General features: G+C 70.2%; 13 protein-coding genes. 8 read left to right on the forward strand and 5 right to left on the reverse strand.

The genetic code is table 11. The features are described from left to right. Positions 1 to 329 precede the first annotated feature (329 nt). The 4 genes from KO481_RS09080 to glpD all read left to right on the forward strand — a co-directional run bounded on the left by KO481_RS09080 (position 330) and on the right by glpD (position 6104). On the forward strand, positions 330 to 1364 hold the full coding sequence (locus KO481_RS09080) for a hypothetical protein (RefSeq protein WP_308166441.1): 1035 nt from the start codon (positions 330 to 332) through the stop codon (positions 1362 to 1364). Positions 1365 to 1488: 124 nt separating this feature from the next. Continuing rightward, positions 1489 to 2733 carry a DUF8176 domain-containing protein gene (locus KO481_RS09085; RefSeq protein ID WP_215916523.1) on the forward strand — a complete coding sequence of 415 codons (1245 nt, stop codon included), beginning with the start codon at positions 1489 to 1491 and terminating at the stop codon, positions 2731 to 2733. A gap of 96 nt (positions 2734 to 2829) precedes the next feature. Beyond that, a complete protein-coding gene (locus tag KO481_RS09090) occupies positions 2830 to 4008 on the forward strand; it encodes an aminotransferase-like domain-containing protein (RefSeq protein ID WP_215916524.1) in 1179 nt (392 codons plus the stop codon). Positions 4009 to 4355: 347 nt separating this feature from the next. Further along, complete coding sequence (gene glpD, locus KO481_RS09095) at positions 4356 to 6104, forward strand: glycerol-3-phosphate dehydrogenase (protein WP_215916525.1); 1749 nt, start codon at positions 4356 to 4358, stop codon at positions 6102 to 6104. A gap of 250 nt (positions 6105 to 6354) precedes the next feature. On the opposite strand, the gene KO481_RS09100 is transcribed toward glpD, so the two are convergent. The 3 genes from KO481_RS09100 to KO481_RS09110 form a co-directional block, all read right to left on the reverse strand. Beyond that, positions 6355 to 6591 (reverse strand): hypothetical protein, encoded by a 237-nt coding sequence (locus KO481_RS09100; protein WP_215916526.1) that lies wholly within the window; start codon positions 6589 to 6591, stop codon positions 6355 to 6357. A 93-nt stretch (positions 6592 to 6684) separates the two neighbouring features. Further along, a complete protein-coding gene (locus KO481_RS09105; protein WP_215916527.1) occupies positions 6685 to 7434 on the reverse strand; it encodes a DNA-formamidopyrimidine glycosylase family protein in 750 nt (249 codons plus the stop codon). A gap of 270 nt (positions 7435 to 7704) precedes the next feature. Then, the gene (locus KO481_RS09110) at positions 7705 to 8250 is read right to left on the reverse strand and encodes a histidine phosphatase family protein (protein WP_308166443.1); all 546 of its coding nucleotides are present in this window, start codon (positions 8248 to 8250) and stop codon (positions 7705 to 7707) included. Positions 8251 to 8417: 167 nt separating this feature from the next. Here KO481_RS09110 and KO481_RS42870 point away from each other — a divergent pair, with 167 nt between their 5' ends. Continuing rightward, a complete protein-coding gene (locus KO481_RS42870; protein WP_245400560.1) occupies positions 8418 to 14003 on the forward strand; it encodes an Lhr family ATP-dependent helicase in 5586 nt (1861 codons plus the stop codon). A gap of 250 nt (positions 14004 to 14253) precedes the next feature. On the opposite strand, the gene KO481_RS09130 is transcribed toward KO481_RS42870, so the two are convergent. After that, on the reverse strand, positions 14254 to 15075 hold the full coding sequence (locus KO481_RS09130; protein WP_215916528.1) for a bifunctional allantoicase/(S)-ureidoglycine aminohydrolase: 822 nt from the start codon (positions 15073 to 15075) through the stop codon (positions 14254 to 14256). A gap of 410 nt (positions 15076 to 15485) precedes the next feature. Next, the gene (amaB, locus tag KO481_RS09135) at positions 15486 to 17009 is read right to left on the reverse strand and encodes an L-piperidine-6-carboxylate dehydrogenase (protein ID WP_215916529.1); all 1524 of its coding nucleotides are present in this window, start codon (positions 17007 to 17009) and stop codon (positions 15486 to 15488) included. Between the two features lie 70 nt (positions 17010 to 17079). Between amaB and KO481_RS09140 the strand changes: the two genes are divergently transcribed. The 3 genes from KO481_RS09140 (at position 17080) to KO481_RS09150 (ending at position 20992) form a co-directional block, all read left to right on the forward strand. Next, complete coding sequence (locus KO481_RS09140; RefSeq protein WP_215916530.1) at positions 17080 to 17532, forward strand: Lrp/AsnC family transcriptional regulator; 453 nt, start codon at positions 17080 to 17082, stop codon at positions 17530 to 17532. A gap of 95 nt (positions 17533 to 17627) precedes the next feature. Further along, the gene (lat, locus tag KO481_RS09145) at positions 17628 to 18935 is read left to right on the forward strand and encodes an L-lysine 6-transaminase (protein WP_245400698.1); all 1308 of its coding nucleotides are present in this window, start codon (positions 17628 to 17630) and stop codon (positions 18933 to 18935) included. Between the two features lie 416 nt (positions 18936 to 19351). Continuing rightward, positions 19352 to 20992 (forward strand): acyl-CoA carboxylase subunit beta, encoded by a 1641-nt coding sequence (locus KO481_RS09150; protein WP_215916531.1) that lies wholly within the window; start codon positions 19352 to 19354, stop codon positions 20990 to 20992. The last annotated feature ends 78 nt before the right edge of the window (positions 20993 to 21070 follow it).

Consider the following 21070-nt stretch of genomic DNA (forward strand, 5'->3'; position numbering starts at 1 on the left):
AACCTCGCCGTGAAATTGCCGCTCGAGCTGGACTGACCCGGGATTGCCCGCACTCTCGAACACAACCGTCCGGAACGCCGAGTATCGATGCGGCGGTGAGTATTCGATACGTGTTGCCTGAATCCTGTTCGTGTGGTTCACTTCCGGCAGAGATGCGAGTGGCGGGTGGTTGGTCGGTTTCGTGTGCGGGGGGATTTGCCTTTCCCGGACCGGAATTCGCTGACGGTCCGTCAGGGTCGTGAGTTCGACCCGGCATCGATGAGGGACAACTGGAGAGCGGCCGCCATCACACGATGCGTGGCGGTCGGGCTCGGGAAAGGGAACGAGCAGTGAAACATCGTCAGCCGAATCGTGTCCAGCGAGCGGTGGTCACCACATCGCTGCCGTTGGCCACCGCCGCCGCCGTCGCAACACTCCTGGCCGCGCCCGCGGGTGCCGCCCCGGTGCCGGTGGATGTGCCCACCACCCCCGCCGCGCCGCCCGCACAGGCGCCCGCGCCCGCCAACGACAACACCGGTCCCACCACCCAGAGCCCCGCTCCGGCCAAGCCGGGCAGCACGACGCAGCCCGGCGTCACCCAGGCCCAGCCCGGTGTCACCACCCCCAATACCGGTGCGCCGCAACCGGATCAGAACCTCGCCGGTCCCGTGCAGCCGGGTGTCACCTCTCCGCGCGTGGCGCCGCTGCCGGTGCCGGGTGAGGGTCCCGCCCAGCCGGTCATCATGCCGCAGCCGGGCCCGACCCCGAACCAGCCCGTCCCGCCACAGGCCGGCCCGGACGCCTCCCAGCCCGGCCAGGGCAACAACTCGCCGGCCCAGATGGGCACCGGCCCCGCCCAGCCGGTGCAGCCGACGCAACCGAGCTGGAGTTCGCCGAGCCTGCGGTCCGCGCCGGCCGCGCCGATCATCCACATGACCGGCCCGCACACCGAGGTCGGCGCGAACGTCGACGGCGGCCCGCTGGCGCCGGGCTACGTGGCGAACACGCACCACTTCAACAACGCCCAGGGCTACGTCGGCACCGTCGGCTACCGCACCCCCACGGGCACGGGCGATGCCGGTGTGTCGGTCGAGTACATCGAGCCCAACCGGATCAAGGTCACCACCTACACCCACACCACGGGCATCGATGACCTGAAGGCCAAGACCGGCTTCAACGACATCAAGAACACCACCTACGTCGACACCACTCAGGCCAATGCCGCCAAGGCGGCGGTCGAGGGCTGGATCCGGATGCAGCCGGGTGGTGTCGCCGCGCTCGATGCGGCCGCCCACGTTGGTAGGCTGCCTCAGGGGAACTACGCCCCGCAGACGGTGAATGTCGCCGGCGCCACCGCCCAGGTGAGTGGTTCGGTCCAGGGCTGAGTCGATTCGGAACCGATACGAATTCGGCGCTGGCGGACCCGATGCCGTCGGCACAGGCTGATTCGACGCGTGGGGCGGTCGTTGGAGACCGCCCCACGCGTGTGTCATGGGGAAGGATTGGGTGATGGCCTCCATGGACGATGCGAACCACGACGAATCCGGAGAGGCTGCGCCCTCGCACGGCGGATCGGACTTCGGTCCGCCGGTGTCCGAATTCGGTCCGCCGGTGGACGCATTCGGTCCGCCGACCGGGGAGAGCGGGCCGGTCGGCTGGCAGCCGGCGGATGCGTCGGATCGTCCGAGCGTCGGATGGCAGCCCGCCGATGCCCCGGACCGCCCGAGCGTGGGCTGGCAGCCCGCCGACGGTCAGGATCGCCCCAGCGTCGGGTGGCAGCCCGCGGATGCACCGGCGACTCCGGCCCCGCCCGCGCAGTACCGCGCCCCGGATTCGACGGGTTCGCGCGAGACGGTGCGCGCCCCGGCGCCCGACCCCCGGCGCGCCCCCGCGCCCGAGACGGTGCGGTACACCGATCAGGGGCAGCAGGGCTCGGATCAGGGGACGTGGTGGCAGCAGGGCGCCACACCGCAGGCGCCCGGCCAGCAGCCGCACGGACAGGCCTCCCAGGGGCATCAGCAGGTCTCGCAGCGCCCGCCGACCGGGCCGCGACCGGTCGCCGGACAGTCCACCGGCCCGCGCGAGACTCCTCGCTCCCTGTGGGACGACGACGATCTGGCCAAGAAACTGCAGGCGCCCCGGGAGCCCGCCCAGGCCGCGAAGGGGTCGCCCGGCGGTTCGCTGTGGGACGACGACGATCTGGCCGAACAGTTCGGCCCGGCGCGCACGGCGGCGCCGTCGTCCGATCGGGGCGGTCGCGGACGCGGTGTGCTGATCGGTGGCGTGATCGCAGTCGTGCTGGTCATCGCGGTGATCGCGGTCGTGGCGGTGCTCCTCACGCGCAAGGGCGGCAATCCGACGCCGACCGCGCAGAATCCGCCGAGCTCGGCGCCGAGCGCACTGAGCTGCCAGAACTACTCCAACGGGACCACGACCACCGGCAACGGTCCAGGGAACACCGCCAGCGGGTCGGGCGCGATTCTCGGCTTCGAGCACGCCTTCTACACCGACCGCAGCGCCGTGAAGGCGAAGAGCTTCGCGGTGCCCGGCAAGCTCGATGTCAGCCAGGACGTCATCGACAGCTATCCCGCCGGAACCACGTACTGCCTGAACATCACCCAGCTGACGCCGACCACCTACAACGTGACCATCACCGAACATCAGCCCAGCAAGCCGGGCATCGATTACACGGGTCTGATCGATGTCCAGAACGTCGACGGCAAGTTCCTGGTGGCGAGCCCGCAGCACAAGTAGCGTCCGCGGGATCGTCTCATAATATGGGATAGTAATTTCAGATCCTGGTTAACCTGTGCGATGGTGGGTTATTCGTGCCTGCTCCCGGAGGTGTCCATGTCGTCGATCGTTCCCTCGTTGTCGCACCGTCTCGACGGTCTGCAGAGCTCGGCGATTCGCGACCTGCTGAAGTTGACCGAGCGCCCGGACGTCATCGGCCTGGCCGGTGGCCTGCCCGACGAGCAGCTGATGCCGCGCGACCGGATCGCGTTGGCGGCCGAGGCGGCGCTCGCGGATCGCTCGCGGCTGCAGTACACGCAGTCCGCCGGCTGGGGTCCGTTGCGCGAGGTGCTGGCCGCGCGCGAGTCGGCGAGGCTGGGCCGCACGGTGCCGGTCGAGGAGGTCTTCGTCACCCACGGCTCGCAACAGGCGCTGTCGCTGCTGGGTGAGGTGTTGCTGGATCCGGGCGCGCTGGTCGTGGTCGAGGATCCGGCGTATGTGGGTGCGCTGCAGGTGTTCCGGGCTGCGGGCGCGCGAATCGTGGCGGTGCCCTTGGATGCCGAGGGGATGCGTGTCGAGGTGCTGCGCGAACTGCTCGATCGCGGCGAGCGTCCGGCGGTCGTGCATACGGTCAGCAACTTTCACAACCCGCGTGGGGTGACGATGAGTCCGGCGCGCCGCCGGGAGCTGGCCGAGCTCGCCGACCGGTACGGCTTCTGGGTGCTCGAGGACGACCCTTACGGCGAGCTGTGGTTCGACCGCCCGTCGCCCGATCCCGTTGCGACTTACTCACCCAACGTGATTCGGCTCTCCAGCGCCTCGAAGATCCTGGCCCCGTCGCTGCGCGCAGGCTGGATGGTCGCGCCCGGCGTGGTCTGCCGCGGCGTGGAACTGCTCAAGCAGGGTGCGGACCTGTGCGGCTCGGCGCTGACCCAGCAGATCACCGCCGAGTTGCTCGCCGACACGGATTGGCTTGCCGCACACGTGGACAAGGTGCGCCGCAGCTACGGCGAACGGGCCGGGGCCCTGGTGGGCGCCCTGCGGGAGCGCCTCGGGCATCGGGTGGTCAGCACCGAGGCCGCGGGCGGAATGTTCGTGTGGGCCGACTTCACCGATGGCACCCGCACCACCGAATTGCTGCCGCGCGCAGTCGATCACGGTGTCGCCTACGTCCCCGGCTCGGCATTCGCCGTCGGCGAGGACTACGGTCAGTCGATGCGCCTGTGCTTCACGACCTCCGACGGGCCCGTGCTGCGGGAAGCCGTCGACCGGCTCGCCCGGGCGGTCGGTGAATAGCGCACTGCAGCAGCCGCTTTCCGTCCGCACCGGACGATATTGCCGTTGTCCGAACTCGCCGTGTCCCGTAGCGTTTTCCGTGCGGGTGTAATGCTCGGTCGACTTTTGTAGCGCGATCGTCGATTCGTAGCGTTCGCGGCGGGCTCGGGTCCGCGCTGGGCCGCCGGGTGCTCTCGAGGGCAGGACCGATCCATTCGGTCGTCGGGGCGCTCGGTGGCCCTGCCGCACGGGGGAGTCGTTCGGCGGGTCGTTTATCTCGCCGATGTTAGGGCGGTGCATTACTGTGGCTGCTAGCTATTTATCAGCGTCACCAACGAGCGGTTCAGAGCCGGCCGGAGGAGTCGAGGATGACGGAGCAATCGCGAGTGCAGTCCCAGCCGTCCGGTGATCTGAGCCCGGAGCAGCGGGCCGCGGCCTGGGAGCGGCTCGGGCGGGATCATTTCGACGTCGTGGTCATCGGCGGCGGCGTGGTCGGTGCGGGCATCGCCCTGGACGCGGCGACCCGGGGGCTGGAGGTCGCCCTCGTCGAGGCGCGCGATCTGGCCTCGGGGACCTCGAGCCGCTCGTCGAAGATGTTCCACGGCGGCCTGCGGTATCTCGAGCAGCTCGATTTCGGGCTGGTGCGCGAGGCCCTGCGCGAGCGCGAGCTGAGCCTGAAAACCCTTGCGCCGCATCTGGTCAAGCCGCTGCGGTTTCTCTACCCGCTCACCCATCGGGTGTGGGAGCGGCCCTATGTCGCCTCGGGCCTGGTGCTGTACGACGGCATGGGTGGCGCGAAATCGGTACCGGGCCAACATCATCTGACCAGGTCGGCCGCGCTGCGACTGGCGCCGGGGCTGCGCCGCACCGCACTCGTCGGCGGGGTCACCTATTACGACACCGTCGTGGACGACGCCCGCCACACCATGACCGTGGCCCGCACGGCCGCACACTACGGCGCGGTCATCCGCACCTCCACCCAGGTCGTGGGGTTCGTGCGCGAGGCCGATCGGGTCGTCGGGGTGAGCGTGCGCGACAGCGAGGACGGGCGCACCACCGACGTCCGCGGCCACGTGGTGATCAATGCGACCGGGGTGTGGACCGACGAGATCCAGGCGCTCTCGCGCCAGCGCGGCCGCTTCCACGTGCGCGCGTCCAAGGGCGTGCACGTGGTCGTCCCGCGCGACCGCATCGCCAGCGACACCGCACTGATCCTGCGGACGCCGACCTCGGTGCTGTTCGTGATCCCCTGGGGCTCGAGCCACTGGATCATCGGCACCACCGACACCGACTGGAACCTGGATCTGGCCCATCCCGCCGCGACCAAGGCTGACATCGCCTACCTGCTGGAGCGGGTGAACCAGGTGCTGGTCACCCCGCTCACCCACGACGACATCCAGGGCGTCTACGCCGGGCTGCGCCCGCTGCTCGCGGGTGAGAGCGACGAGACCTCCAAGCTCTCGCGCGAGCATGCCGTCACGCGGATCGCGCCGGGCCTGGTGGCCATCGCGGGCGGCAAGTACACCACCTACCGGGTGATGGCCTACGACGCGGTCGACGCCGCGGCGCAGGACATCCCGCAGCGGGTGTCGCCCTCGATCACCGAGAAGGTGCCGCTGCTGGGTGCGGACGGCTACTTCGCCCTGCTCAATCAGGCCCAGCAGCTGGCGCAGAGCTACGGCGTGCATCCGTACCGGATCGAACATCTGCTCAACCGGTACGGCTCGCTGGTCACCGACGTGCTCGACCTGGCCGCGGGCAAACCCGAACTGCTGCAACCGATCACCGCCGCCCCCACCTATCTGCGGGTGGAGGCGGTCTACGCGGTCGCGGCCGAGGGTGCCCTGCACCTCGACGACGTCCTGGCCCGCCGCACCCGCATCTCCATCGAATATTCGCACCGCGGCGCGGGCTGTTCGGACGAGGTCGCGCGGCTGATCGCGCCGATCCTGGGCTGGAGCACCGAGCAGGCCGACTGGGAGGTCGCCACCTACAACGCCCGCGTCGACGCCGAAATCCACTCGCAGACACAGCCTGACGACATTTCGGCCGACGCCCTGCGGGTCGCCGCCCCGGAGCCGCGCCCGGAGATCCTGGAGCCGGTCCCGCTCGACTGATGCGGGCGCTGCACCGCACCCGATGCGGCGGAGGATCCTGTCGTTGTATCGCGGGCGTCCGACCACCACAGCGGACTTCGGGCTGGCCGCCCGCGCAACGGATTCGCTTCTGGGCTGAGCGGTCCGGCGATCCAACAGCGGCGGGCCCGAATCCACACGGGCTCCGATCGACGCGAGTTGTGGTCGGTGCGAGTGGCGGAAGGGTGTGCGCGGACCGCGACTACGGGTGCCGAACCGCCGGCCGGGTTCTCTACCGGGTCGAGTAGTGGTAGGCGCCGGAAGCGGGTGTGGCCGCAGGTGTGGTGCTGGTGACCGGTTCGGTGGTTCTGGTGACGGCGGTGTGCGGGGGTGTTGCCGGTGCGGGGCCGGACCAGGTGTGGAGCAGCAGGTAGCTCAGGACGACGGTGATCGCGGCGGCAACCAGCGCGTTCAGCAGTTGCCGGGCTATGCGCGGGAACCGGCGCATGGTGGTCGTCACCGTAGTCATCTGCCTGCTTCCTGCGCGTCGTGAACTGCCCTCGCAGGAGGAGTCGTTCGCGAGGGGCGCGATGTTAGCTATTGAGTGGCAAATTACATCGATTCATGCCTGGCAGCCGGTGCAGAAGTAGATTCCGCGCTCGCGGTCCGGCCCCTCGCCGATCAGCGTGAGCGTCACATTCGTGCCGCAGCGACGGCAGGGCCGGCGGTGCCGGCCATAGACGAAGGGGCGCCACGGCGGATTGTGCGCGGCGGAATGCAGCACCGTATGCGCGCGATCGACCAGCGCGTGCAGGTCAGGGACGGACCCGACCGGAACGCGCGGGTCCACCCGCTCGATGAAGCAGACCTCGCTGCGGAAGATGTTGCCGATTCCGGCCAGCGTGGTCTGATCGAGCAGCGCCAGCGCGATCGGCCGGTCCGGATCCGCGGCCAGGCGCCGCACCGCCTCGGCGGCATCCCAATTCGGCCCGAGCAGATCCGGGCCGAGGTGGTCGACGGCGGTGTGCTCCTGCTCGATCGGCAGCACCTCGACCGTGCCGAGGGAGAACCCGACGGCCTCGGCGTCGTCGGTGGCCAGGACCAGTCGCGCGGTGAACCCGGGCTTGCGCCACCGCTCGCCCGGCGCGTGCACCCGCCACTCACCCTCCATCTTCAGATGGGTGTGGATGCTGAGCGCGGGGGTGCGGACGAACAGGTGTTTGCCGTAACTGCCCACGCTCTCCACGGGCTGCCCGCTCAGGTCCAGCGTTGCATATCGCGGCACCCGAAAATCGCTGCGGGTCAGCGTCTTCCCGGCCAACGCCGCCCGCAGCCGGGCGGCGGTGCGGAATACCGTGTCACCCTCGGGCATGGGCCAACGGTAGTCCTCGGGCTCGCCCGCGCCGGTATCGGCCGTGATTCGCGCCCGCGGTCGTCATCACCGAGCCGGCGAGCCGGGCATTCAGCGCCGGTGCACCTCGAGCGAGGTGCGTAGTGTACGGCGCTCTCCAACACGCCCTCGATCCAGGCGGGCTCGAGGCTGGTGTGGTCGCCCGCGAAATGCACCCGGCCCTCGACCGATCGGGTCGCGGCGTGGTGCTCGTGCAGCTGGCCTGGGGTGGGGATGGCCGACGGCCGCGGTTCAGGCGCGAAAATGCAGCGTCCATTCGCCGCGATAGTTCAGGCGCGTGATGCCGACCGGGGGAATGTCGATGCGCCAGAACGATTTTGCCGGGGCGTCGAGGGTGAGCAGCAGGGCCGAGCGGATCACCGCGGGATGGGTGACCGCGATGGTCGGCAGGCCCTCCGCGGCGATGTCGACCAGCCACTGCCTGGTCCGATCGATCACATCGATGACCGCCTCGCCGCCGTGACCACGGAATTTCGGATCCGTGAGCCAGGCGTACAACTCCTCCTGCGGCACCGACATCAGCTCGCCGCCCCGCCAGGCGCCCGCGTCCAGGTCGCGCAGGCGATCGTCCTGCTCGCCCAGCAGGCCCAGCAGCGCCGCGGTCTCGACGGCGCGGCGCTCGGGCGCGGTCAGGACGCGGGCGGCGTGCAGGCGGCCGCACTCGGCGACCGCGCGGCGTCCGGCTTCGGTCAGGGGCTCGTCCACCGGGAATCGTGCCTTGCGCATCGCCTCGGTCATGCCATGGCTGACAAGGTCGAGTCGGAGCACCTTCTGCACGTTTCGAAGCCTACGGCGCGGCCTCGCTGGCTGTGTCGCGATTGCTCCGCCTTCGGTCGACACGCCCCGGCCAGCCCCGCCCGGTGTGCCCGGCATGAACCGTGCGTCCGGATTCGGGCGCAGGCGGTCCTGGACTTTCTGTCGGTGCCTCGGTGCAGACTGATGCTATGGACCAGTTCTCCCGCCCCACCCAGGAGTGGTTCGAGGGCGCGTTCCCCGCGCCGACGGCCGCCCAGTTGGGGGCGTGGGGTGCCATTGCGGCGGGTGAGCACACGCTGGTCATCGCGCCCACCGGATCGGGCAAGACGCTCTCGGCCTTCCTGTGGGCCATCGACCGGCTGGCCGCGCGCGGGCCGCGGAAAGCCCCGCCGGGCACGTCGGTGCTCTACGTCTCCCCGCTCAAGGCGCTGGCCGTGGATGTCGAGCGCAATCTGCGCGCACCGCTGGTCGGGGTCACGCAGACCGCCAAGCGGCTCGGGCTGCCCGCGCCGGATATCACCGTCGGCGTCCGGTCCGGGGATACGCCCGCGGCCGCGCGCAGAACGATGCAGCGCACCCCGCCCGACATTCTCATCACCACCCCCGAATCGCTGTTTCTCATGCTCACCTCGGCCGCGCGCGAAACGCTGCGCACGGTGCACACCGTCATCGTCGACGAGGTGCATGCCATTGCTGGATCCAAACGCGGTGCGCACCTTGCCCTTTCGCTGGCCCGGCTGGATGTGCTGGCGCAGACGCCCGGACTGGACGGGTCGATAGGGCAGGCACGGCCCGCGCAACGGATCGGACTGTCGGCCACGGTGCGTCCGCCCGAGGAGGTCGGCCGCTTCCTGGTGGGCGCGGCGCCCATCACCATCGTCGCCCCGCCCGCGCCGAAGACCTTCGATCTGTCGGTCCGGGTGCCGGTCGCGGATATGACAGAGCCCGATCCGGTGGGCGAATTCGACGAGGATCAGTCCCGCACGCCCTCCATCTGGCCGCATGTCGATGCGGCCATCGTGGATCTGGTTGTGCGGCACCGGTCCTCGATCGTCTTCGCCAATTCGCGGCGGCTGGCCGAGCGACTCACCGCCCGGCTGAACGAGGCGTATGCCGAGCGGCTGGGCGACTCGGTCGACCTCGATTCGGGTGACTCCGCCGCGCCGGGGGCGTCGGCGGTCGCGGAGGGCGACGGGCACTCCGCGGGGTCGGCGCTGGGCCGGCGGGTCGCCGAGTCCGAGGATCCGACACCGGCATTCGCGGGCCCGCCGCCGGTGTCGCCGGGCCGGACCCCCTCCGAGTACGGCGCGACCGGCGAGGTGAATCACGGCGCGGCGGCGCTGCTGGCCCGGGCCCACCACGGCTCGGTCAGCAAGGAGCAGCGCGCGATCATCGAGGACGACCTCAAGACCGGGCGGCTGCGATGCGTGGTGGCGACCAGCAGCCTCGAGCTCGGAATCGACATGGGCGCGGTCGATCTCGTGGTCCAGGTGGAGGCACCGCCGTCGGTGGCCAGCGGCCTGCAGCGGGTGGGCCGGGCCGGGCATCAGGTGGGTGAGATCTCCCGGGGGGTGATCTTCCCCAAGCATCGCACCGATGTGATCCACTGCGCGGTCGCGTCGATGCGCATGACCGCCGGGCAGATCGAGCGGTTGCGCATTCCCGCGCACCCACTCGACATCCTGGCTCAGCAGACCGTCGCTGCCTGCGCGCTCGAGCCGATCGATGCGGACGCCTGGTTCGAGACCGTCAGGGGTACGGGCAGTTACGCGGAGCTGCCGCGCTCGGCGTTCGAGGCGGTGCTGGACCTGCTGTCCGGGCGCTATCCGTCGGACGAGTTCGCCGAACTGCGGCCGCGCGTGGTGTGGGATCGCGATGCGGGCACGCTCACCGGGCGTCCCGGAGCGCAGCGGCTCGCGGTCACCTCGGGCGGGGCGATCCCCGACCGCGGGTTGTTCCCGGTGTTCATGGTGGGCGAGAAGGCCTCGCGCGTAGGCGAGCTCGACGAGGAGATGGTCTACGAGTCCCGCGTGGGTGATGTGTTCGCGCTCGGCGCCACGAGCTGGCGCATCGAGGACATCACGCACGACCGCGTGCTCGTCACACCGGCCTTCGGCCTGCCCGGGCGGCTTCCGTTCTGGCACGGGGATTCGCTCGGCCGCCCGGCCGAATTGGGTGCGGCGCTGGGAGAATTCGTCCGCACGGCCGGACAGGCGATCGAGCACGCACCGGCGGCGCAGCTCGATGCGCTGCTTCGCTCGGCGGAGTCGCCCGGATCGCGCGCGTCCGGGGATCTCGATGCAGCGCCGGACCCAGTCGGATCGACCGCATCCGAGGACTCCGATGCGGGCACGCCCCGGAGTCTTGCCGCGAGCTCCCGCGGCAGGCGCCGTAAATCCGGTGATTCCCTCGCCGCAGCCGCGGATGTGGCGACGTCCGCACCGGGGGAAAGCGCTGCGACGGTGTCGAAATCCGGCTCGGCGGCGAGCAAATCCCCGGCGGCAGGCACGCCCGCGTCGGCAGCCAGATCCGGTGCGGCCCGGCACAAGTCCGGCGGCGCCGCAACGGCTGGAGCCGAGCTCTCGGCGCTCGAGCAGATCGTGCACGCCGCGGGCCTGGACGACTTCGCGACCGCGAATCTCGTTGCGCTGCTGCGGGAGCAGAGCTCGGCGACGGGGCACCTGCCGACCGATCGGACGCTGCTGGTCGAGCGGTTTCGCGATGAGCTCGGCGACTGGCGGCTGGTGCTGCATTCGCCGTACGGTCAGCCGGTGCACGCGCCGTGGGCGCTCGCGGTGGGCGCGCGCCTGCGCGAGCGCTTCGGGGTCGACGCGGTGCCCACGGCCGCCGACGATGGGATCGTCGTGCGCCTGCCGGACACCACCGACGATCCGCCGGGTGCGGATCTGTTCGTCTTCGAACCCGACGAGATCGACGAGCTGGTGACCGAACAGGTCGGCGGCTCCGCGCTTTTCGCGTCCCGGTTCCGCGAGTGTTCCGCGCGCGCCCTATTGCTGCCGCGCCGCGATCCGGGCCGGCGGGCGCCGCTGTGGCAGCAGCGCCAGCGCGCGGCGCAGCTGCTGGATGTGGCGCGCAAGTTTCCCGACTTCCCGATGCTGCTCGAGACGGTGCGCGAATGCCTGCAGGACGTCTACGATCTGCCCGCGCTGCGCGAGCTCCAGTCCGGGATCGCCCGGCGCAAGCTGCGGCTGGTGGAGGTCGAGACGGCCACGCCGTCGCCCTTCGCCAATGCGCTGCTGTTCGACTACATCGGGCAGTTCATGTACGAGGGCGACAGCCCGCTGGCCGAACGCCGCGCCGCCGCGCTCTCGCTGGATTCGAGCCTGCTCGCCGAACTGCTCGGGCGGGTGGAGCTGCGCGAGCTGCTCGATCCTGCCGTGCTCGAGCTGACCCAGCGGGAACTGCAGCGCCTCACCGACGAACGCCACGCCCGCGACGCCGAGGGCCTGGCCGACCTGCTGCGCCTGCTGGGTCCGTTGACCGCGCAGGAGGCGGCCCAGCGCTGCACCGCCGATCCCGGCCCGTGGTTCGCCGAGCTCGCCGCGGCCCGCCGCGCGCTGGAGGTGTCCTTCGCCGGGCAGCGCTGGTGGGCCGCGGTCGAGGACGCGGCTCGTCTGCGCGACGCCCTGGGCGTGCCGCTGCCGATCGGGACGCCCGCGGCGTTCATCGAGCCGGTCGCGGACCCCCTCGGCGACCTGGTCGGGCGCTATGCCCGCACGCACGGCCCGTTCGGACTGGAGGCGCTGGCGCACCGGTTCGGCATCGGTACGGCGGTGGCCGCCACCGCGCTGCATCGCCTGGCCGCCGAAAAACGCGTCGTGGAGGGCGAATTCACCCCGGGTGCCGCGGGCGCGGAGTGGTGCGACACCCAGGTGCTGCGCCGATTGCGGCGGCGATCGCTGGCCGCGGCCCGCAAGGACGTCGAGCCGGTCGCTACCGCCGCCTTCGCCCGGTTCCTGCCCGCCTGGCAGCATGTCGGCACCGCCGAGCTACGCGGCGTGGACGGGGTCTTCGCGGTCGTGGAACAGCTTGCGGGCGTACCGATTCCGGCCTCGGCGTGGGAGACGCTCGTCCTGCCCGCCCGGGTACGCGACTACACCCCCGCAATGCTCGACGAGCTGATGGCCACGGGCGAGGTCGTCTGGTCCGGCCACGGATCCATCACCGCCAAGGACGGCTGGATCGCCCTGCACCCCGCCGACCAGGCCCCCCTGACCCTGCCCCCACCCGACGACATCGACCTCACCGAAACCCAGATCCAACTGCTGCTGGCGCTGGGCGCGACCGTTATTCCGACGTCGCCCGCAGTAGGGGATTCATCACCGCTCGCCGGTGCCGCCCGGTCTGCATCAGGGCCTGGCGCGGCCAAGTCACCGGCTGCCGGCAAGGCGGCTCGAGACCGGCAATCGCCGGACACGCCGACGGTGGGCGATGCCCCACGAGCCGTGGAAATACACAGTTGGGCAGCAGATTTCCCCGACTCGATCGGTACCCGAACATCCGATAGGGCCGTCCGGTCGGTCGATGCGGCTGAAGCGGCCGATACCGAGCGAGGCGAGCCGTGGGGCGATGCGGCCGAAGCGGCGGACGATGCCACACAGCGCGCGAAGGGTCCCCACCTGCAGGCAGATTCCGCGGCTACGCCCCTCGTCGGAATGGCCGGGTCGGGGGATTTCGCCACGACGGATGAGGGCGCGCATGGCGTAGCGCCGCCGGAGCCGGGGGCTACTGCCTCCGGGCGGGCCGATGCCTTGTCGTCCGGGGGCCCGGCCGATGGTAGCGACACCGTGGCAGGCGAGCCGAAAACCGCACGGGTGCAGGTGATTCCGTCGTCCGGGGGCGCATACTTCTTCCGGCAGCTGTCCGATTCCACCGGGCTGCTCGACGATGCGGCGGTCGCGGCGGCGTTGTGGGAGCTGGTGTGGGCCGGGTACGTCGGGGGCGACACCTTCGCGCCGGTGCGGGCGCTGCTGTCCGGGACGACGCGCACCACCACCGCGCATCGCTCGCCGCGGCGCACCCCGCGGGGGCGGGCTTATCTGCCGCGGCCGAACATGCCGGTCCGGTCGGGTCCGCCGACCGTGGCCGGGCGCTGGTCGCTGCTGCCGGAACGCGTGTCCGACAACACGATTCGCGCGCACGCGACCGCCGATCAGCTGCTGGAGCGGTACGGCGTCTTGACCCGGGGCGCCGTGCAGGGCGAGGGGATTCCGGGTGGATTCGCGCTGATGTACCGCGTGCTCACCGAATTCGAGGACCGCGGGCGTTGCCGCCGCGGCTATTTCATCGATTCCCTGGGCGGCGCCCAGTTCTCTACAACCGATGTCGTGGATCGGCTGCGGTCGTTCGACACCGATCGCGACGACCGGGTCATCGGTTCAGCGGTCGTCCTCGCGGCCTGCGATCCCGCCAACCCCTACGGTGCGGCGCTGCCCTGGCCGAAGGGTGCGGCCGAGGGCGCGGGCCATCGCCCGGGCCGCAAGGCGGGCGCGCTGGTCGTCCTCATCGACGGCGATCTCACCCTCTACCTCGAACGCGGCGGCAAGACCCTGCTCACCTTCACCGAGGATCCCGAACGCCGCACCCGGGCGGCCGCGGCCCTGGCCGCCCTGGTCCACGACCGTCGCGTCGACTCCCTGGTCGTCGAGCGCGTCGACGGCGACTCGGTGCACGGCAACACCTTCGCCACCTTCCTCACCGACGCGGGCTTCGCCCCCACCCCGCGCGGCTTCCGGCTGCGCGGCCGGCCGTAGGTCCGTGCGGACGGGTTCGACCGTCGGCGTCGGGAGTGGATCGGCACGGCGTTGGCCGGTTTCGTCCCGCTGGCGTCGATCCGGACGTCAGCGCGTGCTGCGGCCCCGGTGCGGTCAGCGACGCGGCCACCGTGATCGGACTATCCGACGCGGCGATGGGCACCGGGGCGATACCCATCGACCGCGTCCGTCGCACCCGCATCGCGACAGGCGATACGGGCGACGCGCGGACAACCGGCCCGGGCAGTCCTCAGGTCAGCTTGATCTGGCGGTTGACGTCCTTGTACAGCAGGTAGCGGAACTTGCCGGGGCCGCCCGCGTAGCAGGCCTGCGGGCAGAAGGCACGCAGCCAGAGGAAGTCGCCGGCCTGGACCTCGACCCAGTCGTCGTTGAGGCGGTACACCGCCTTGCCCTCGAGGATGTAGATCCCGTGCTCCATCACGTGCGTCTCCGCGAACGGGATCACCGCGCCCGGTTCGAAGGTCACGATGTTGACGTGCATATCGTGCGCGAGGTCGCTGGGGTCGACGAACCGGGTGGTGGCCCAGGCGCCGTCGGTGTCCGGCATCGGCGACGGATCGACGTCCTGCTCCTGCACGGCGAACGCCTTGGGTGCGGGCTGGCCGTCGACAGCCTCGTAGGCCTTGCGGACCCACGTGAAGGTGGCGGCCGAGTCCGACTCGTTGGCCACCGACCACTCGCTGCCCGCCGGGAGATAGGCATATCCACCGGGCGTCAGGGCGTGCGTGCTGCCCTCGATGACGACGGTCAGCGCGCCGCTCAGCAGGAACAGCACCGACTCCACGCCGCGTTCCGGCTCCGGTGCGGTGCTGCCGCCGCCGGGGGACACCTCGACGATGTACTGCGCGAAGGTGGTGGCGAATCCGGAAACCGGCTTGGCGAGAATCCACGAGCGGGTCTTCTTCCAGCCCGGCAGGTTGCTGGTGACGATGTCACGCAGCACACCGCGCGGGATGACCGTGTATGCCTCCTTCACGATGGCGCGGTCGGTCAGCAGCATGGTCTGCGACGGCAGCCCGCCGTCGGGTGCGTAATACGTCGGCTTGCTCAATGTTTGCAACTCCTGATCTGTGCTAGCCGTCTCAACCCGGCCATGCGGCACATGGCACCCGCTGACCGGATATTTCGAGAGATTACGCCGCCCGAATACTTTGCCAAACGATAGGAAATACCGATAACTGGTGGGTGCCTTCTCGCCGCCGGTATGGGGGCTCGTCCGATAGGACCCGGTTGGTGCCGGACGGGCCGGGCACGGGCCGGAGGCCCTGTGGGTCGCGTCGTTCGCGCGTCCGGCACCGACGCGGTTGGTCCCGAAGCACCGGGCACGGGTTGTGAGTCCCTTTGGCGCGCGCCGTCCGGGTACCGAACCGGTTGTTGCCGGACGAGCTGAGGGGCCGGGCACGGGCGCTGTTCGCGCGGTCGGCGGCGCGGGGTGATACCGGCTCGTGCGGCCCCGCAGCCTCAGCCGAACTGAATCCCCTGCGCGAGCGGCAGATCCGTGGAGTAGTTGACGGTGTTGGTGGCCCGGCGCATATACGCCTTCCAGGAGTCCGACCCCGATTCGCGGCCGCCGCCGGTCTGCTTCTCCCCGCCGAACGCGCCGCCGATCTCCGCCCCCGACGTGCCGATGTTCACGTTGGCGATGCCGCAGTCCGAGCCGTCCGCGGCCAGGAAGCGCTCGGCCTCGCGCTGGTCGCGGGTGAACACGGCCGAGGACAGGCCCTGGGGTACCGCATTGTGCAGGGCGATGGCCTCGTCGAAGTCGTCGTAGGTGAGCACGTACAGGATGGGGGCGAAGGTCTCTTCGCGGACGACCTCGGTCTGCGCGGGCATGCGGACCAGGGCCGGGTGCACGTAGTACGAATCCTCGCCGTGCACCATGACTCGCTCACCGCCACACAGCAATTCGCCGCCGTCGGCGACCGCGCGGGTCAGCGCCTCCTGCATCGCGGTGTAGGCCCGGCTGTTGATCAGCGGGCCGACCAGCACCCCGTCCTCGAGCGGACTGCCCACCCGAAGCTGGCGATACGCGGCCTCGATCCGGTCGGTCAGCGGACCGACGACGTCGGTGTGCGCGATCAGGCGGCGCAGCGAGGTGCAGCGCTGCCCGGCGGTACCGGCGGCCGCGAAAACCACACCGCGCGTGGCCAATTCGAGATCCGCCGAGGGGGTGACGATCGCCGCGTTGTTGCCGCCCAGCTCCAGCAGGCAGCGCCCGAACCGCGCGGCCACCCGTGGGCCCACGGTGCGGCCCATCCGCACCGATCCGGTCGCGCTGACCAGCGCGATGCGCTCGTCGTCGACCAGCCGTGCCCCGGCGTCCGCGGCGCCCTGGATCAGCTGGTGGATCTCCGGATCCGCACCGACCTCCGCCGCCGCGCGCCGCAGCAGGCCGTGACAGGCCAGCGCGGTCAAAGGCGTTGTCTCCGAGGGCTTCCAGACCACGGTGTCGCCGCACACCAGCGCGACCGCGGTGTTCCACGCCCACACCGCCACCGGGAAGTTGAACGCCGAGAGCACCCCGACGACGCCGAGCGGATGCCAGGTCTCCATCAGCCGATGCCCGGGCCGCTCCGAGGCCATGGTGCGCCCGTACAACTGCCGCGACAACCCCACCGCGAACTCGCAGATGTCGATCATCTCCTGCACCTCGCCGCGCGCCTCGGCGCCGATCTTGCCCGCCTCGAGGGTGACCAGCTCGCCGAGTTCGTGCTGATGTGCGGTCAGCAGCTCGCCCAGCCGTCGCACCACGGCGGCCCGCTGCGGCGCGGGCACCGTGCGCCAATCGCGGAATGCGGTGGCCGCCTTGCCGATCGCGGCGTCGATCTCCGCGTCCGAGCTCGGCGACAGGGTCGTCAGCTCGCCGCCGGTAATCGGGGTGCGTGCGGGCAGCAGCCCCGGCGCGGGCGGCGTGGCGCCCAGCGTGCGCAGCAACTGTTCGGCGCGGGCGGCCAGTTCGCGGGTGTCGGGGGCGGCAATGGTCATGGGTGTCTCCGTATCTGCTGGCTGGGACGGTTTCGGCCACGATGTCGGTCGGCTGCGTTAGCCTTCGCTGATGGCGGATGCACCGGCGAAACCCGTTCTGGACGACATCGATCGACTACTGATTCGCGAGCTGATGGACGATGGCCGGGCCACGCTGTCCAATCTCGCGGAGAAGGCGAATCTGTCGGTGTCCGCGGTGCAGTCGCGGGTGCGCAGGCTCGAGGCGCGGGGCGTGATCCGCGGGTACACCGCGCAGATCGATCCGGAAGCGCTGGGGCAACTGCTCTCGGCATTTGTCGCCATCACTCCTCTCGACCCGTCGCAGCCCGACGAGGCTCCGGCGCTCCTGCGGCACGTCCCCGGCATCGAAGCTTGCCATTCGGTGGCGGGCGAGGACAGCTACGTGCTGATGGTGCGCGTCGCCTCGCCGCGGCACCTGGAACAGTTGCTGCAGGAGATCCGCGTCACCGCAAATGTTCAGACGCGCAGCACCATCATCCTTCAGACATTCTATGACAAATGATGCCTGATCGTAACTTTGTTTGTAAAGGCGTAGAAAAAGCGTAAATGTTTGCGTAGCCTCATGGTGTGACCCTCGAAATGGAGCGCCCCGGGGTGATGGCAGATGCGCCGCAGGTCACCCCCGCCACGGTGCATGAGATTCTGTCCGCGAGCATCCTCGCCGACGGCTTCGATCTGGTGCTCGACCTAGCCAGATCTCGAGGCCGCCGGCTCGTCGACGCCCGCGACGGCACCCCGTATCTGGACATGTTCGGCTTCTTCGCCTCCTCGGCGCTGGGCATGAACCATCCGGACCTGGCCGGCGACGCGGAGTTCCGCGACGAGCTGGTGGTCGCGGCGCTGAACAAGCCCAGCAACTCCGACATCTACACCGTCGAGATGGCCCGCTTCGTGGAGACCTTCGCCCGCGTCCTGGGCGATCCCGCGCTGCCGCATCTGTTCTTCATCGACGGCGGCGCCCTCGCGGTGGAGAACGCGCTCAAGGCGGCCTTCGACTGGAAGAGCCGCCACAACGAAATGCACGGCCGCCCCGCCGAACTCGGCACCAAGGTGCTGCACCTGACCGGTGCCTTCCACGGCCGCAGCGGCTACACCCTGTCGCTGACGAACACCGATCCGGTCAAGACCGCCCGCTTCCCGAAATTCGACTGGCCGCGCATCGAAACGCCCTATCTGGCAAGCGAAGTCGACATCGAGGCCGCCGAGGCTCACGCCCTCGCGCAGGCCCGCGCAGCCTTCGCCGAAAACCCGCACGACATAGCATGTTTCATCGCCGAACCCATCCAGGGCGAGGGCGGCGACCGGCACCTGCGGCCGGAATTCCTGCGCGCGGTGCAGGCGCTGTGCCGCGAGCACGACGCGCTGTTCGTGCTCGACGAGGTGCAGACCGGCGTCGCCTCGACCGGCACCCGGTGGGCATACGAGCAGCTGGGCGTAGAGCCGGACATCGTTGCCTTCGGCAAGAAGACGCAGGTGTGCGGGATCATGGCGGGCGGGCGCCTCGACGAGGTGCCCGGCAACGTCTTCGCCGTGAGCTCGCGGCTGAACTCCACCTGGGGCGGCAACCTCGCGGACATGGTGCGCGCGCGGCGCATCCTCGAGGTGATCGAGCGCGACGAGCTGCCGGCCCGCGCCGCCGAGCTCGGCGCCCACCTGCTCGAGCGGCTCACGGACCTGGCCGCGCGGCATCCGGAGGTCACCGATCCGCGCGGGCGCGGGCTGTTCTGCGCGATCACGCTGGAATCGGCGGCCCTGCGGGACGCGGTGGTCACGGCCATGCGCGAACGCGAGCGGGTGCTGCTGCTGGGCACGGGCGAGCGGGGCATCCGGTTCCGCCCGCCGCTGACGGTCACCGTCGCGGAACTGGACGAGGCTATCGACGCGCTCGACCGCGTCCTGGGCTGAGCCGGCTCCGGGGGCGGGCCCGTCGGCCGCCCGCCCCGGATGCCGTCCGCCGCACATTTCGCACCAGGCTCGGAAGTGTCGGCCCGGTCCCGTGCCGCGCCACGGTCCGGCGCGCGATGCTGCGCCCGAATGCGGTGAAAGAACTTGTCGGAACTCGATATTCGCGGTGTCACGCACCGATTCCGGGTACCCGAGGCGACGCGGCGGCCACATGCCCGCCCGCGCCGGCCGCACCCGGCGCGGCCCGGCGCGCCGAAGTCCGTTCCCGACAGCGTTTTCCGGTCCGCCCGAGGCGGTTTCGGCTCGGCCGCATCGCATTTGACCAGCGCTTTTCTGCTGGCAAGGGGTCAATAGGGTACTTGCGAGTAGCCCCCTCGGAGGTTCCCCGTGTCCCTGCTACTGGTTACACTCCGGGCATGACGAGTGTCCAGCAGCAGCCAGTGCCGGGGTCGGCTGGCGCCCCCGATATCCACACCACCGCCGGCAAGCTGGCTGATCTGCGCAATCGGCTGGAAGAGGCCAAGCACCCGATGGGTGAGGCCGCCGTCGACAAGGTGCACGCCAAGGGCAAGATGACCGCGCGTGAGCGCATCCTGGCCCTGCTGGACGAGGGCTCGTTCGTCGAGATGGATGCGCTGGCCCGGCACCGCAGCGTGAATTTCGGCCTGGAGAACAACCGCCCGCTCGGTGACGGCGTGGTCACCGGCTACGGCACCATCGACGGCCGCGACGTGTGCATCTTCTCCCAGGACTCCACCGTCTTCGGCGGCAGCCTCGGCGAGGTGTACGGCGAGAAGATCGTCAAGGTCATGGATCTGGCGATCAAGACCGGCCGCCCGCTCATCGGCATCAACGACGGTGCGGGCGCGCGCATCCAGGAGGGCGTGGTCTCCCTCGGCCTGTACGGCGAGATCTTCCACCGCAACATCCAGGCCTCGGGCGTCATCCCGCAGATCTCGCTGATCCTGGGCGCGGCTGCGGGCGGGCACGTGTACTCCCCGGCGCTGACCGACTTCGTCATCATGGTCGACGAGACCAGCCAGATGTTCATCACCGGCCCGGACGTCATCAAGACCGTCACCGGCGAAGAGGTCACCATGGAGGAGTTGGGCGGCGCCCACACCCACATGGTGAAGTCCGGCACCGCGCACTACGTCGCCTCCGGCGAGCAGGACGCCCTGGACTACGTGCGCGATCTGCTGAGCTACCTGCCCAGCAACAACCGCGCCGAGGCCCCGCGCTTCCCCGCGACGGACCCGATCACCGGCTCGATCGAGGAGTCGCTGACCGAGGAGGACCGCGAGCTCGACTCGCTGATCCCGGACTCGGCGAACCAGCCGTACGACATGCACGAGGTGATCCGTCGCCTCGTCGACGACGACGAGTTCTTCGAGGTGCAGGCCGAGCGCGCGCGGAACATCATCATCGGCTTCGCCCGGATCGACGGTCGCAGTGTGGGATTCGTGGCCAACCAGCCCATGCAGTTCGCCGGCTGCCTGGACATCGACGCCTCGGAGAAGGCCGCGCGCTTCGTGCGCACCTGCGACGCGTTCAACATTCCGATCATCACCCTGGTGGACGTGCCGGGCTTCCTGCCGGGCACCGATCAGGAGTACAACGGCATCATCCGCCGCGGCGCCAAGCTGCTGTACGCGTACGGCGAGGCGACCGTGGGGAAGATCACCATCATCACCCGCAAGGCCTACGGCGGCGCCTACGACGTCATGGGCTCCAAGCACATGGGCGCGGATGTGAACCTGGCCTGGCCGACGGCGCAGATCGCGGTCATGGGCGCCTCGGGCGCGGTCGGCTTCGTCTACCGCAAGCAGCTCAAGGAGGCCGCCGCCGAGGGCGCCGACGTGGATGCGCTGCGCCTGGAGCTGCAGAACGAGTACGAGGACACCCTCGTGAACCCGTACGTGGCCGCCGAGCGCGGCTATGTCGACGCCGTCATCCCGCCCTCGCACACTCGCGGCCAGATCGTCTCGGCGCTGCGGCTGCTCGAGCGCAAGATGGTCAGCCTGCCGCCGAAGAAGCACGGCAACATTCCGCTCTGATTCAGCGATATTCCGCGTGTCGGGAGCTGACTCGAGTGTGACACCACAGACAGTTGCGCGCGAGAGTGCATGATCCGA

Origin of the sequence: Nocardia albiluteola, from assembly GCF_018860155.1 — a bacterium.
In the GTDB taxonomy this organism is placed as follows: Bacteria; Actinomycetota; Actinomycetes; order Mycobacteriales; family Mycobacteriaceae; genus Nocardia; species Nocardia albiluteola.

What these genes read in the sequence shown, in the direction of transcription:
- KO481_RS09150 (WP_215916531.1), top strand. Translation starts at nt 19,352, where the DNA reads ATGACGAGTGTCCAGCAGCAGCCAGTGCCGGGGTCGGCTGGCGCCCCC.
- KO481_RS09090 (WP_215916524.1), top strand. Translation starts at nt 2,830, where the DNA reads ATGTCGTCGATCGTTCCCTCGTTGTCGCACCGTCTCGACGGTCTGCAG.
- KO481_RS09100 (WP_215916526.1), bottom strand. Translation starts at nt 6,591, where the DNA reads ATGACTACGGTGACGACCACCATGCGCCGGTTCCCGCGCATAGCCCGG.
- amaB (WP_215916529.1), bottom strand. Translation starts at nt 17,009, where the DNA reads ATGACCATTGCCGCCCCCGACACCCGCGAACTGGCCGCCCGCGCCGAA.
- glpD (WP_215916525.1), top strand. Translation starts at nt 4,356, where the DNA reads ATGACGGAGCAATCGCGAGTGCAGTCCCAGCCGTCCGGTGATCTGAGC.
- KO481_RS09085 (WP_215916523.1), top strand. Translation starts at nt 1,489, where the DNA reads ATGGCCTCCATGGACGATGCGAACCACGACGAATCCGGAGAGGCTGCG.
- KO481_RS09105 (WP_215916527.1), bottom strand. Translation starts at nt 7,434, where the DNA reads ATGCCCGAGGGTGACACGGTATTCCGCACCGCCGCCCGGCTGCGGGCG.
- KO481_RS42870 (WP_245400560.1), top strand. Translation starts at nt 8,418, where the DNA reads ATGGACCAGTTCTCCCGCCCCACCCAGGAGTGGTTCGAGGGCGCGTTC.
- lat (WP_245400698.1), top strand. Translation starts at nt 17,628, where the DNA reads ATGGCAGATGCGCCGCAGGTCACCCCCGCCACGGTGCATGAGATTCTG.
- KO481_RS09140 (WP_215916530.1), top strand. Translation starts at nt 17,080, where the DNA reads ATGGCGGATGCACCGGCGAAACCCGTTCTGGACGACATCGATCGACTA.